The organism is Ktedonospora formicarum (assembly GCF_016587355.1).
Classification (GTDB): Bacteria; Chloroflexota; Ktedonobacteria; order Ktedonobacterales; family Ktedonobacteraceae; genus Ktedonobacter; species Ktedonobacter formicarum.
On record NZ_BNJF01000005.1, the window covers coordinates 16,797 to 28,913 of the forward strand.

The following is a 12,117-nucleotide window of genomic DNA, read 5'->3' on the forward strand; positions in this document are numbered from 1 at the left end:
TTACCAGAGGATTTGGTGAGTGATCTGTGGCAGCAACGGGAATGTTGCGTTCACGTCGAGCCGACAATACCACATCACCCTCTGCCTACTGCCGGGATTGCTGATCTTTCCGCTCCTCTTGGAGACATACAAGAGGACTCTGGAGATCAACACATGTCGGGTCTCTAAAAGCGACGTGGGGGAGCCGCCCTTGAGGCGGCTCCCCCACTCACCTCACCGCGGGTGCTTCGTGCTGGTGACGATCAGCGTGCAGTTCCGGGCGCGCAGCGCCTCGGGCAGTTTTCCGGCGATTCGCTCACCGCCGCGGCTCTTCCAGAGGAAGAACGCGCTGCCGCGCTCCCGGTTGCCCACGACGAGGTAGTCCCTGTCGTGGATTGTCCACCACTCGGCACCTTGGCCGCTGGTGCGCGTGCTGGACGTGTCGGCGAGATTCTGGGCGAGCCGGTCTGCGTCCTTCTCGATGTTGCCCTCCTTCGGGTGGGGCATGGTGGTGACGACCAGCGTGCAGCCCCGGGCGCGCAGCGCCTCGGGCAGACGCTCGGAGACCTGCTTTCCGTGCGCGTCCTTCCAGAGGAAGAGCACGCTGCCGCACGTCCGGTTGATCACGATAGAACTCCCCCGGTCTGTGATGCTTGCCCACTCAGAGCACTGGCCAGTCGTGCATCGATCGAAGGTGCTGGCGAGAATCTCAGCTAGCAGGTTCGTGGTGTCCTCGATTTTGCCCATTGTGTTGTGGATCCTTCGTTCCGGTTTCAGGAAACCGATTAGTTCCCCGGAGGAGGACACGAAGTGCGCAATGTGTCCAGAGCCTCAAAACCCACTCGTGTCCAGGAGGTTCGAGTAGCAATTGAAGATCTGGCCAACGCAACAGGCATGGTCCAAGTTATGATCCCGCGTGTGATAGTTCTGAGGCGTATAGCCCTCCCTTCATCGGCTTGCTCCGCGCGAAACGCAGCAGGAGGCTGCGATGAAGCCTTCTCAGGTGAACCACTCCTCTTAGTCAGAAGGTGTGCATGAATAAAAATAATTATAAAGCGTTCCTTCAAGAAAAGCAAGGGATTACATGCTCTTTCCAGGGCCTTCCTACACAGGTCGTTTGCCATTGCAGAGGTGATGTGGCTGGTCTGGTGACACTGGTTGCCAATCTATTTGGGTTGGCGGCCTAAACTGATCAAAGTGAGCCACTCTTTATACCCAGTTTTTTCCCTTTATCATTCTTGCAACACAACCGTTTTGTATAGGGCTAAGCGCTACTGAGAAGCCTTGGAAACGTTGGCTCGGCATCAGCGATTCCTGTTTCCATGGATACGATCAGGCTCACCCACTGCCCCGCTTGCACAGAGCCTCTCAGTACGCTACGCTTGAGGGTGCCAAAGCGTGAAGAACCTGAAAAACAGTTCAAGCTCATGGCATGGAGAGGTGACAGCGATACTCAAAAGCTCCACTATCCGCCTTTTTTACACCCCTAACCTGTATTTACTCCAAAGAAAGAAGGAGAAGCCAGCATGATCTCTGCGGCATTTCCATACCAAAAGCAGCGGCGGTGGGTCCAGGGCCTAGAGATGGCGTACGTGGAGGTGGGAGAGGGCGACCCCATCGTGCTGCTGCACGGCAATCCTACCTCCTCGTACCTCTGGCGCAACGTATTGCCGCACCTGCAGCCACGAGGCCGCTGCATCGCCCCCGATCTGATCGGCATGGGCGACTCCAACAAGCTGCCTGACAGCGGCCCCGGCTCGTATCGCTTCGTCGAGCACCGCCGCTACCTCGACGCTTTGCTCGAGGCCCTGAACGTGCGCGAGCAGGTTACCCTCGTCGTCCATGACTGGGGCTCAGCCCTCGGCTTCGACTGGGCTAATCGGCACCGCGAGGCTGTGAAAGGAATCGCGTTTATGGAGGCAATCGTGGCGCCGCAGGGCCGGGACCACTGGGACAAGATGGGAATGCGTCAAGCCTTGGAGGCGCTGCGTTCGGAGGCTGGCGAGGATATGGTCCTGCGAGACAACTTCTTCGTCGAGCAGATTCTGCCGAAGGCCGTCCTGCGCACCCTCTCCGACGAGGAGATGGCGCAATACCGACGGCCGTTCGCCGAACCTGGCGAGGGGCGACGGCCGACGCTGACGTGGCCCCGGGAAATCCCCATCGAAGGCGAGCCCGCCGATGTGACTGCGATCGCAACTGATTACGCAGACTGGCTGGGGACGAGCACTGTGCCCAAGCTGTTTCTGAAGGCAGAGCCAGGTGCGATCCTCGCCAACGACACACTGGTTAACCTCGTCCACGGATGGACCGCGCTCACCGAGAACAAGGTGTCGGGGATTCATTTCGTCCAGGAAGATTCGCCGGACGAAATCGGGCGGGCTATCGCCGGTTGGATGGGGGCGTTGGGCTGATGGGGGCCGTGCAGGACCACGATGGCCTGACCTCATCCAGACGGCTCGGCGATAACGCTCATTGCCTGCTTCAGGAGCCTTCATCCCCGCCAGTTTGGACGTAGGCATGGCGGCAGAGCATTCACTATCATGTCGCCTCGCCTGGCTACGTAGGTGGCGCGCCTCTCGCTCCCCTGCCGCGATGAGATAGGACAAGAGATCCGATGTTCCCGTCTGGGTCATCCCTTCCCGTAAGAGGGCAGCCGTCTCCGCTGGAAGATTCAGGTGCTCCAAGGAGAGCGAAACCTTCCCATCCTGGCGCACCACACTCCCCTGCGCTTGATCTCCCAGGCGCTCCTGCTGTTCATAGGCCGCAAAAGCTCGACGCAAGAGCTCATCGTCCTTCACCTCACGCTTGGCTTGGCGAGCGATCTCTTTCCGCAGATCATCACCCCAGGCTCGCGTCTGGATCGTCGGTTTGAAGGTCGAGTACCCCGTCTTGTTCTCTTTGGCCGCCTTCTTTCGCCCTTTCTTGAGCATGGGTAGGAACCGAATCTGTTCTGGATGTGCCTTCTCCACCCACGCTTCGTACTCCTTGCGGAACAGATCGAGCACGCTCATACCGGGCTGCCCTAAGCGCACACCCTGGCGTCCATCAATGTTGCCGTCCTTATCCGCTATCTTATCATCCGCATAGTTAGCATGGCTGGCAGAGTTGAGCCGGATCTTCTCCACCTCTTCGGGTCGCCTTACACGGTGGGTTGGCCGATGAGTTCGAGCGAGACCGTCCACAGTTTCTGTGCGATGTCCGGGTCAATCGCCCACTGCTTAACGCCGTCACTGTTTTTGAACAAGTCGGCGTCGTTGGGCACCGTGTGGGCCTCTTGGCCGTCAGTAAGATAGTGTCCGCCGGTGTGGGCGAATTCGGGGGCAACTGCCGCGACGAGGGTAGTTGCGGCCCCTTGCTCGATAGTCTTGTAGACGAAGACTCCCGCGGCCTCAGCGGTGGCCAAGTAATCTTTTTGTTTCTGTGTGAAGTCTCTTTGCAATCCGGTGGCGATACCACCGGGGTTGGCAGTGTTGGTGACAATGCCATCGGCTGCCCAGCGGCGCGCGGCTTCGACCGCGAATAACGAGTTGGCGGTCTTGGACTGTGCGTAGGCCGCCTGCGGGTCGTACTCGCGTCGTTCAAAATGGATGTCGTCGAACACGACTGGTGATCTCATATGTGCTGTGGAACAGACCGAGACGATGCGTGCCTCGCCCCGTTCGCGAGCACCAACGGCGAGGGCATCATGCAATCCAAGGCTCAGAGTGAAGTGACCAAGGTAATTGGTGGCGAACTGCAATTCCCAGCCTTCTGCAGTCCGAGACAACGTGCTCGGAATGGCCCCTGCATTGTTGATCAGCAGATGCAGCGGTCCCTTCCAGCTCTGGACAAAGTTGGCTACTGAGGCTTGATTGGCGAGATCTAGAGCGGTGACGCGCACACTCTCATTCCTGGTTGACTTCGCAATGTTCTCAGCGGCCTTCGCGCCAGCATCGGTATTGCGGACTGCGAGGGTGACTTCCGCGCCAGCACTAGCAAGTGCACGAGCGGTCTCAATGCCGATGCCAGACGAGGCTCCGGTGACAATGGCACGGACACTAGAGAGGTCGAGACCAGCTACGACGTCCGCAGCGGTGCTTGTAGCGTTGAATCGGGTTGTGATGAGTGAATTGGGTGCTGTCATGAAAACCTCTTGAATGAAACATGAGTGTTTGTGATTGTACCGGAAGTGTGGAGAACCATGATTGATAACAGACACGTCCCATTTGCCTTGGCACAATCTAATAGTCAGGCAACGTTTGGCAATCATTTGTTTTATAAATGATTGTTTAGGCACTCATTTAAGAAGAAAATTTTTAGGACCCTGTCACCGCATTCCAGAAGGCGATAAAGCCAGCATCCCAAAAACGATCTGCCTCTGAAGGATGGAGTGCAATGAATTCAATCGTCATATTCATGAGAGAGAGGAGTAAGGCTGTGCCAAATGCATAGGGCTGATCCTTGAGAGCACCATAGGCAAACATCTCTTGAACCATTGCATGAAGAGCTTCGTATCCTTCCATACTCAGGCGTTTGGTCTGTTCCCGGATGGAATCCGAAACGCTCAATTGGGTGATGACTTTGTATTTATCAGAATGGGCAATGCCGAATCTCACATACATGTCCCAAATGTAACGAGCACGGACCTCTAAGCTTGCATGGGTGGGATAGGTGTCGAGCATGTTTGCTCGCACTTCGACCTTCAATTCCAAATACAATTCATTGAGCAGTGTCTCCTTGGTCTCAAAGTAGGTGAAGAGTGATCCTTCTGAGATTCCAGCTACCTTGGCGATTTTGGACGTAGGGACACTCAAACCTTGCTCGGCGATCAGCTGAACTGCTGCCGCAAGGAGAGCGTCGCGTTTCTCTGGACTTTTGGGTCTGGCCATACACGCTCACCAATCGAATAATGACTGAGTACATACGCATTATAGCAAAAAGGAAAGTTTTTTGCTAGGCTGAGCGAATACAGTGGTGCCAACCTAGTTGTAAAAATGCTACGGAACTTCCGAACTGATCAGTTTATGCCCGCTATGTCCGCTACTTTACACCAGATGTATGAGGATCGAACCTCATACATCTGGTGATGGATGCGTCAGAACTGAAAACAAGACCAGAATGTAAGATATTGTCAACTTAGCGAAAAACAGAAGAGCTTTTTGGGGAAGAAGGGAGAAAGGCAGGAAAAAAGCGGAAGATTGGAGAGAATGGCTCGCTATTAGGCGGCAGTTTGCCCGCTGGTCGCTTCGTTCCAGACGAGGAAGCGATCCTACATGAGCACACGATAATCCTCTGCAGTGAGACGGTATTGCTTGGGTCGAAAGTGATCCAAAATCGGTCCAAAAGCGGAGAGAAACCGTTGGGTCTGGACTGCTTGATTTGAAGCATCGCATAGTTCGCTCTCGTTGCCTGGTCGGCTGATGCGAGCGTTCCGCTCGGTTGTTTAAACCCTGGTGTTGTCGATGTTCCACACTCGCCATGATCTCCCTCTTTGCGGCGGCGTAACTGGCCAGTTTGTCGGTAATGATCACACGTGGCACATATTGAAGACTAGGTCCCCCGCCTCGTCGATCTGGTCCAGCGTGCGCAGGATCGGTTCCGCACGTTCCTCTCGCCCCCACAGGCACCACTGCACCGCTTTGCGCAGGCAGAGACGCGTGCCTCCCAGGTCCTGGAGCAGCGCTTCAGCCATCGGAAACATCTTCAGCATCTCCAATGGCTCTTCGCGCTCTGGCGACACCGCCGGCTTCGCGGCAAGATACGCGCGCTCGAGGCGTCGCTCACGCTGACGATGCACCTCCTCGACGATCTTGAACACTCCCCCGATGAGCAGGCCTTTCTCGCCGCGCTCACGGACACGACAGACCCATACACCCCAGAGCGCCTCCAGGGCCTCGACGCCCCCCTGACCGCGCTCCTGGAATCAACAGAAGACGCAAAGCGTGCCCTGCTCACTTTGAAGCGCAGTTACCTGAACTCCATGCACACTTGAGCAATGTCGCGGGCTGGTGTGAGGTCTTCTGTGTCCCCACACGACGCGTCACGCCCGAACTCCATGCCTTCCTCAAAATCCTGGCTCGCCAGCGTGAACGGGGGCAGCCCATCCCTGATGCCCTCCCCTACGCCCTCCCTGCCGAGGTCGTCTCCCTGCTTCTGCAGGGGACCTCACCTACCAAACTCCTCAACTGAGGGAATTTTCTACCTGATCTTTCCCCGATTTGGTAGAGTCCACAAAGCTGAGATATACTCTAGCAAATCAGGAAAGGGATCATCAATGGCAAAGGTTCAAAAAACCTATACAAAAGAGTTTAAGGAAGAAGCAGTGCGGTTGGCCCAAACAAGTGGAAAATCAATTACACAAGTAGCCCGTGAGCTGGGTATTTCCGACACCTCCATTCATCAGTGGCGCAAAGAATTGGCACAGCACGGAAAAGATGCATTTCCGGGTAGTGGACATCAAACTGCTCTTGAAGAAGAAAATCGCCGTCTCAAACGCGAACTCGAAAGGGTACAACAGGAGCGTGACATACTAAAAAAAGCGGTGAGCATCTTTTCGCGGGAAAGCAAATGATCTATTATTTCATAGAAGAAAACAAGCAAGAGTTCCCCATTGTGGTCATGTGCCGAGTCCTCGATATCTCGGAAAGTGGCTATTACGCCTGGCGCAAGCGCCCAACCTGCCAGCGTAGGCGAGAAGATGCTCGGCTCACCAATCACATTCGGCAGGTCTTTACCTCTCATCAAGGCAGATATGGGAGTCCACGCATTCATGTGGAGCTCAAAGATCGGGGAGTCCAGTGCTCCCGCAAACGAGTCGCTCGCCTCATGCATGAGGCAGAACTTCAGGCCAAACGCAAACGGCGGCGCGTGGTGACGACCAGGAGAGATGCAACGCATCCGGTAGCTCCCAATCTCTTAGAGCGTGATTTTACAGCAACGGCACCCAATACCAAATGGGTCACAGATATCACATATATTCCCACAATACAAGGATGGCTCTACTTGGCAGTCATGTTGGACTTGTATTCACGAGCCGTTGTGGGATGGTCGATGTCAGCTGAATGCTCCGAAAAGTTAGTGGAAAATGCTTTGAAGATGGCTCTTGCCCGCCGTCGTCCCAAAGCAGGACTGTTGCATCACAGTGATCGAGGCAGCCAATACACAAGTCTGGCCTATCGAAGCCAGCTTACTCAGGCTGGGATGATCATGAGTATGTCGCGCAAAGGCAATTGTTGGGATAACGCTGCTATGGAGTCTTTTTTTGGCACACTCAAGGAGGAATGTGTCGGTGACTCGGTGTATCAGTCTCACGCAGAGGCCAAGCAAGCTCTCTTCACGTACCTGGAAATCTATTACAATCGTCTTCGACGCCATTCAACGCTTGGATACATGAGTCCGTTTATCTATGAAAAATTCGGAGAGCAGCAAGCGAAACGTAACGTTTGACGTATTCTATTTTATCATATTATAATAGAAACGTTAACGTTATGTAACGTAGAAACATCTCCCATCTTTCTCCGCTCCAATCGGTGGAGGCTCTACAAAAACGGGTCAAGGTCAAAAGGAAATGAGAAGCCAGCCAGGATAGGCAGAAGAGAAGGAGAAAAATCATGTCTCTACAGCCAGAACCTCTCCCCCAAGTTCCCGAAGAAACCGCTCGTGTCGCCAGACTTCTCTTCCCCAAAGGGAATCGATATATGTGGTTGCGCGACGAATTAAGTGGCATCTATCACGATGAGCAATTTCTTTCCCTCTATCCTAAGGGAGGACAATTGGCGGAACAACCGTGGAGACTTGCATTGATGAGCATTGTGCAATATATGGAGAATTACACAGACCGCCAAGCTGCTGAAGCTATGCAGGCCCGCATTGATCTGAAGTATGCTTTGAGCCTGGAATTGACCGATCCTGGGTTCAATTTCTCCTTGCTTTCCGAGTTTCGCAGTCGCTTGCTCAAGGGAAATCTGGAGGAACTCTTGCTGACTACCTTGTTGGAACGATGCCGAGAGCGCGGCTGGCTTCAGGAACGGGGCAAACAGCGCACCGACTCAACGCATATTGAAGCCGCCATCCGTACCATGAATCGACTGGAATGTGTGGGAGAGACCGTGCATGCCGCCCTCAATAGCCTGGCTGTCGTCGTGCCTGAGTGGTTGCGTGCACATGCGCCGCAAGACTGGTACGATCGGTATGGCAGACGGATGGAAGAGTTTCGTCTGCCCAAAGAAACAACGCAGCGGCAAGCCCTGACGGAGCAGATTGGACGAGATGGATGGGAGATCTTGGCGTGGATACAAGAGGCAGCATCTCCCTCCTGGTTGCGAGATATTCCCGCAGTGGAAATACTTCGACGGGTTTGGATCCAGCAATTTTGGATCCAGGAGGGTGAACTACACTGGCGTTCTGATGACAACATTCCTCCCGCCTCCGGTTTGATTTCTTCTCCCTATGACCCCCAGGCGCATTTGAGTATCAAGCAGGCTACAGTGTGGACGGGATACAAAGTGCACCTGACGGAGACGTGTGACGAAGACAAACCGCATCTGATCACGCATGTGGAAACCACCCCTGCTCCCAAACAAGATATGGAAATGACCGATGACATTCATCAGGGACTCGCCCGCAAGCACTTGCTGCCACGAGAACACTTCATGGATACGGGCTATGTCGATGGAGAGCATCTGGTCAACAGCCAGAACCGCTATGGAGTGGAATTAATCGGCCCCGTGACCGTTCCTGGCAATTGGCAGAGCAAATCCGGCCAAGGCTATGATACCAGCCACTTTCACATTGATTGGGAGAACAAGATTGCCGTCTGCCCGCAGGGCCATGTAAGTCACAAATGGACCGAACGAGCGGGATGGCGAGGGCTTGATATGGTTCGGATCCAATTCGGGAAGCAAGATTGTCTTGCTTGCCCGGCCCGTTCCCAATGTACCCGTGCCGTTTCCAATCCACGGCAACTGCAAATTCGTGCGCAAGCGCAGTATGAAGCCATTCAATCGGCTCGAGAACGGCAAACAACGAAAGCCTTCAAAGAGCGATATGCCAAACGCGCTGGAATCGAGGGGACGATTTCACAGGGCGTACGAGCATTCGACCTTCGCGCCTGCCGCTACCTGGGTATGGCGAAAACGCATCTTCAGCATCTTTTGATTGCTACGGCTATGAACGTTGTGCGCCTCTTTCAATGGCATATGGAAGAAACACCTTTTCAATCTCGCACTTCTCGCTTTGCTGCTCTTGCTGCTTAGACCATTCGCCAACAGAGTCAAAAAATGAACTACACCCCACACAACAGCGCTCGCTTGACTTTCGTCTCAAAACCAGGTATACTTGATATGTTGTTTGCAACAGGCCACAGATGGTGGCCTTTCTTTTTGCCTTTCACCAAACAATTGCCAGAAGGGGCACATCTCTCTCATCCTCCTTACATGCTTGCTCACTCCCTCCTCCCCTTTACATACAACCCTGGCGAGCCTCTCACATTCGCGACACACTCATGAATATGCTACCACCCTCACCCTTCTGGGTGGTGAATCCTACCTGCTCTGTTACCCCTTCGTCGTTGGTCTCCTCTGTCTCACTGTCTCCAACGCTCGCTGCTCCAGGGCGCAGGTCGCTTGACGAGCCACGCAGATACAAAGAGAAGTCTTTCTATAGATGGCGAGCAGAGCACGAAAAAGCGCGGGGCCGAAAAGCCCGCCTCCGTAGAGGTGGCTTCCCGGCCCTTGCGCTGAGTGCACTCGCACTGACTCAGGTGATGTCATCCCTGCTTGATGGCCACAGAGACCAGCACCTCGTGTGATCCGGTCAGACCCTGCTCGATGAACTGCTTGCGTAGAGCCTCGGCCTGCCTCCGGGCCTCCCCGACGAGGCCGTTTGCTTCGGTGGTTTCGACCTTGGCGGGCGTCTTAACGGTGATGTTGAAGGTGACGTTCTGCTCTGCCCCCGTGAACGATGTCTCGTTGATCTTGACGCGGACGGCGACGCGTGCGTTGTTCACCCTCATCTTTTCCTGACTGCCCGCTCCACGGTTGGCCTGAAACAGGTCAAAGGCGGACTCCTGGGCGGCGGCCTCAGCGGCCTCATTGAACGCATCCTTGTATCCCATGTTCAGGTGACGCGTGTCGCTGCCCAGGAAGGGCATTCCAGACATGGCGGTTCCTCTCCGCTCCACCGTAAGGGAGGAGCAAGACGAGATCTTATAGAACAGGAAACCGAGACGGAGGTGCGTGTCCGGTCTCCGGAAAGCAACTCACAGTATGAGTCGCTATCGAGTGATCGGTGTACCTTCGATCCTGCAAGCACTCTCTCACTCATGCAAACTGCCACGCCCCCAGGAGCTCAGCCAGTGCAGCGAGCGAGCGCGCGAAGGGCTAGCTACAGACAATTGGAGGATGCAGGTGCATCAGCGAATGCTATTAGAAGTGAGTATAACAGGCATGAAGGGAAAAGCCAAGAGGAAGAGGGGGAAGAATTGAAAGAAATAGCGCCTGGAATGAGGGCAGAAAAGCGTGGGCCAGGAGGCCGCCTCCGTAGAGGCGACCTCCTGGCCTTGTGCTGAGAGTGCTTCCGCCGGTCTGGCGGGGTTTCGCGTCAGCTCACGACGGGGGCCACGACGAGCCGGGTCCACTGCCACCCGCTGGCGCCGTTCGTGATCGCTTCCTGGCGCAGCTCCTTGACCAGCGTCGCGATCGAGACGCCGCGCTCGGGCATGAACGCGTTCTTGACCGCGGTGTAGTCGCTCACCGAGACCTCCTGGAACGTCGCGGGGCGCTCGTACTTCTTGTTGCCACGCAGGAAGAGCGTAACCGTGACCTCCACGGTCCGCACCGGCGGCTGACCGTTGCCGCTCCAGGGGTACGCCCTGCTGATTTCGTACGCGGCCTCATGCACGGCGGTGTCGACGGACTCGTCGAGCGAGTCCTCGTTGTCGAGGTTGACCGTCGGGCTGTGGTCACCGGGACGGATGGTGCGTTCGGGCATGGTGTTTCCTCTCCGCTCCCCATAAGGAGCTGGCAGGGATCTTGCAAGGATCTTGCGGGATAGGAAAACCAGGACAGATGGTGCGTGTCCGGTCTCCTGATGGGTACTCACAGCGTAAGCCACCATCGAGGGGAACGGCATAGACCTTCGATCCTGCCTGTACAACGTGCAAGCGCTCTCTATTCTCATGCAAACTGCCTCATCCACAGGAGCTCAGCTAGTGCAGCGAACGAGCGCGCGAAGAGGTGAGCTACAAACTTGTGGAAAGATGCAGGTATATGAGTGTTGTTAAATCGGGAATAAGTATAACAGGTGGAAGGAACGAAACCAAGGAGGATAGAGGGAAGGTTTGGAAATTGGGTCTCTCCTACGTGCCCGGCGAGGGAAAGAGAAGGAGAAGAAAGCGCGGGGCCGAGAAGCTCGCCTCCGTAGAGGCGGCCTCCCCGGCCCTTGTGCTGAGAGCGCTGTTGTCGTTCGTTGCTCAGTTCTTCGTCGTCAGTTCGACGATGACGCGCACGGGCTGCTCACCCGGCACCTCCACCGGCTTGTCCTGCACCTTCGACTTCGCGAGGTCCGCCGCCTGCTGGCCCAGGATCATCTTGCGCATGGCCTCGGCGTGCCCCCGCGCCTTCGTGAGGAGGTCGTTGGCAACCGCGTTCCCAGGGTTGAGGGGTTCGCTGTAGGTGATCCTCGCCTGGACGCGCTCCGGCTGCGACGTCCTGCGACTCACCTTCAGCGAGCCGCTGCCCATCGACAGCCTGACGACAAAGGTGCCGTTGAACTGCTTCTGGGTCGCGCGGGCCGAGGGCATGATGCGCTTGGGGACATTGGGCTGCTCGTCGTCACTGGCGACCTCGATGAGGGCCGCATCCATGGCCCGCTTCACGAGGTCGTCGAGGGCGCTGGCGAGCTTGACGGACGCCTCGTCCGTCTTCGCCTCACCCGTATAGGTCTTCGGCTCGGACATCATGTTTCCTCTCCGCACCTTCCCTTATGAGAAAGGCGCTGCTGAGATCTTACTGGGATCTTGCGGGTTTGGAAACCAGGACGGATGGTGCGTGTCCGGCCTCCTGAAGGCAACTCACAGCGTAAGTTACCATCGAGGGGAACGGTATTCAACCTTCGATCCTGTCAGCATGACGTACAAAGTGCTCTCACACTCATGCA

14 protein-coding genes and 1 pseudogene are annotated in these 12,117 nt (G+C 55.7%); 7 read left to right on the plus strand and 8 right to left on the minus strand.

Going from position 1 to position 12,117, the window contains the following annotated elements:
• Positions 1 to 213: 213 nt before the first annotated feature.
• Entirely contained in the window at positions 214 to 726 is a 513-nt protein-coding gene (locus tag K3T82_RS36305; RefSeq protein WP_220198397.1) for a hypothetical protein, read from the minus strand.
• A gap of 287 nt (positions 727 to 1,013) precedes the next feature.
• On the opposite strand from K3T82_RS36305, the gene K3T82_RS36310 reads away from it, so the two are divergent.
• The 3 genes from K3T82_RS36310 (at position 1,014) to K3T82_RS36320 (ending at position 2,918) form a co-directional block, all read left to right on the plus strand.
• On the plus strand, positions 1,014 to 1,166 hold the full coding sequence (locus K3T82_RS36310) for a hypothetical protein (protein WP_220198398.1): 153 nt from the start codon (positions 1,014 to 1,016) through the stop codon (positions 1,164 to 1,166).
• Between the two features lie 339 nt (positions 1,167 to 1,505).
• Positions 1,506 to 2,393: a haloalkane dehalogenase gene (locus K3T82_RS36315; RefSeq protein ID WP_220198399.1), complete on the plus strand. Its 888-nt coding sequence runs from the start codon at positions 1,506 to 1,508 to the stop codon at positions 2,391 to 2,393.
• A 264-nt stretch (positions 2,394 to 2,657) separates the two neighbouring features.
• Positions 2,658 to 2,918, plus strand: coding sequence for a hypothetical protein (locus K3T82_RS36320; protein WP_220198400.1), 261 nt, complete (start codon positions 2,658 to 2,660; stop codon positions 2,916 to 2,918).
• Positions 2,919 to 3,121: 203 nt separating this feature from the next.
• On the opposite strand, the gene K3T82_RS36325 is transcribed toward K3T82_RS36320, so the two are convergent.
• From K3T82_RS36325 to K3T82_RS36340, 4 genes and pseudogenes are all read right to left on the minus strand, one after another.
• Positions 3,122 to 4,105: an SDR family NAD(P)-dependent oxidoreductase gene (locus K3T82_RS36325; RefSeq protein ID WP_220198401.1), complete on the minus strand. Its 984-nt coding sequence runs from the start codon at positions 4,103 to 4,105 to the stop codon at positions 3,122 to 3,124.
• A 172-nt stretch (positions 4,106 to 4,277) separates the two neighbouring features.
• Positions 4,278 to 4,850 (minus strand): TetR/AcrR family transcriptional regulator, encoded by a 573-nt coding sequence (locus K3T82_RS36330; RefSeq protein WP_220198402.1) that lies wholly within the window; start codon positions 4,848 to 4,850, stop codon positions 4,278 to 4,280.
• A gap of 380 nt (positions 4,851 to 5,230) precedes the next feature.
• Positions 5,231 to 5,510 (minus strand): annotated as a pseudogene (locus tag K3T82_RS36335) (DDE-type integrase/transposase/recombinase); the annotation flags it as partial.
• Entirely contained in the window at positions 5,489 to 5,701 is a 213-nt protein-coding gene (locus K3T82_RS36340; protein ID WP_220198742.1) for a hypothetical protein, read from the minus strand. The gene K3T82_RS36340 and the pseudogene K3T82_RS36335, both read right to left, overlap by 22 nt.
• A 51-nt stretch (positions 5,702 to 5,752) precedes the next feature.
• Between K3T82_RS36340 and K3T82_RS36345 the strand changes: the two genes are divergently transcribed.
• The 4 genes from K3T82_RS36345 to K3T82_RS36360 all read left to right on the plus strand — a co-directional run bounded on the left by K3T82_RS36345 (position 5,753) and on the right by K3T82_RS36360 (position 9,215).
• Positions 5,753 to 5,953, plus strand: a complete 201-nt coding sequence (locus K3T82_RS36345; protein ID WP_220198403.1) for a hypothetical protein — start codon at positions 5,753 to 5,755, stop codon at positions 5,951 to 5,953.
• A complete protein-coding gene (locus tag K3T82_RS36350; RefSeq protein ID WP_220198404.1) occupies positions 5,950 to 6,150 on the plus strand; it encodes a hypothetical protein in 201 nt (66 codons plus the stop codon). The genes K3T82_RS36345 and K3T82_RS36350 overlap by 4 nt, the downstream gene beginning before the upstream one ends.
• A gap of 85 nt (positions 6,151 to 6,235) precedes the next feature.
• A protein-coding gene (locus K3T82_RS36355; RefSeq protein ID WP_220197995.1) for an IS3 family transposase occupies positions 6,236 to 7,407 on the plus strand; the annotation gives its coding sequence in 2 pieces (ribosomal slippage) (positions 6,236 to 6,503 and positions 6,503 to 7,407; 1,173 coding nt in all).
• Between the two features lie 164 nt (positions 7,408 to 7,571).
• Positions 7,572 to 9,215 carry an IS1182 family transposase gene (locus K3T82_RS36360; RefSeq protein ID WP_220198405.1) on the plus strand — a complete coding sequence of 548 codons (1,644 nt, stop codon included), beginning with the start codon at positions 7,572 to 7,574 and terminating at the stop codon, positions 9,213 to 9,215.
• Positions 9,216 to 9,727: 512 nt separating this feature from the next.
• Here the strand turns inward: K3T82_RS36360 and K3T82_RS36365 are convergent.
• The 3 genes from K3T82_RS36365 to K3T82_RS36375 all read right to left on the minus strand — a co-directional run bounded on the left by K3T82_RS36365 (position 9,728) and on the right by K3T82_RS36375 (position 11,920).
• Positions 9,728 to 10,120, minus strand: a complete 393-nt coding sequence (locus tag K3T82_RS36365; protein ID WP_220198406.1) for a hypothetical protein — start codon at positions 10,118 to 10,120, stop codon at positions 9,728 to 9,730.
• 440 nt (positions 10,121 to 10,560) lie between these two features.
• On the minus strand, positions 10,561 to 10,950 hold the full coding sequence (locus K3T82_RS36370) for a hypothetical protein (RefSeq protein ID WP_220198407.1): 390 nt from the start codon (positions 10,948 to 10,950) through the stop codon (positions 10,561 to 10,563).
• A 481-nt stretch (positions 10,951 to 11,431) separates the two neighbouring features.
• On the minus strand, positions 11,432 to 11,920 hold the full coding sequence (locus K3T82_RS36375) for a hypothetical protein (protein ID WP_220198408.1): 489 nt from the start codon (positions 11,918 to 11,920) through the stop codon (positions 11,432 to 11,434).
• Between the last annotated feature and the right edge of the window lie 197 nt (positions 11,921 to 12,117).

Bases quoted from the DNA above. Each gene is read 5' to 3' on its own strand.
- K3T82_RS36305 (WP_220198397.1), bottom strand. From the start codon at position 726: ATGGGCAAAATCGAGGACACCACGAACCTGCTAGCTGAGATTCTCGCC.
- K3T82_RS36310 (WP_220198398.1), top strand. From the start codon at position 1,014: ATGAATAAAAATAATTATAAAGCGTTCCTTCAAGAAAAGCAAGGGATT.
- K3T82_RS36315 (WP_220198399.1), top strand. From the start codon at position 1,506: ATGATCTCTGCGGCATTTCCATACCAAAAGCAGCGGCGGTGGGTCCAG.
- K3T82_RS36325 (WP_220198401.1), bottom strand. From the start codon at position 4,105: ATGACAGCACCCAATTCACTCATCACAACCCGATTCAACGCTACAAGC.
- K3T82_RS36330 (WP_220198402.1), bottom strand. From the start codon at position 4,850: ATGGCCAGACCCAAAAGTCCAGAGAAACGCGACGCTCTCCTTGCGGCA.
- K3T82_RS36345 (WP_220198403.1), top strand. From the start codon at position 5,753: ATGCACCTCCTCGACGATCTTGAACACTCCCCCGATGAGCAGGCCTTT.
- K3T82_RS36360 (WP_220198405.1), top strand. From the start codon at position 7,572: ATGTCTCTACAGCCAGAACCTCTCCCCCAAGTTCCCGAAGAAACCGCT.
- K3T82_RS36365 (WP_220198406.1), bottom strand. From the start codon at position 10,120: ATGTCTGGAATGCCCTTCCTGGGCAGCGACACGCGTCACCTGAACATG.
- K3T82_RS36370 (WP_220198407.1), bottom strand. From the start codon at position 10,950: ATGCCCGAACGCACCATCCGTCCCGGTGACCACAGCCCGACGGTCAAC.
- K3T82_RS36375 (WP_220198408.1), bottom strand. From the start codon at position 11,920: ATGATGTCCGAGCCGAAGACCTATACGGGTGAGGCGAAGACGGACGAG.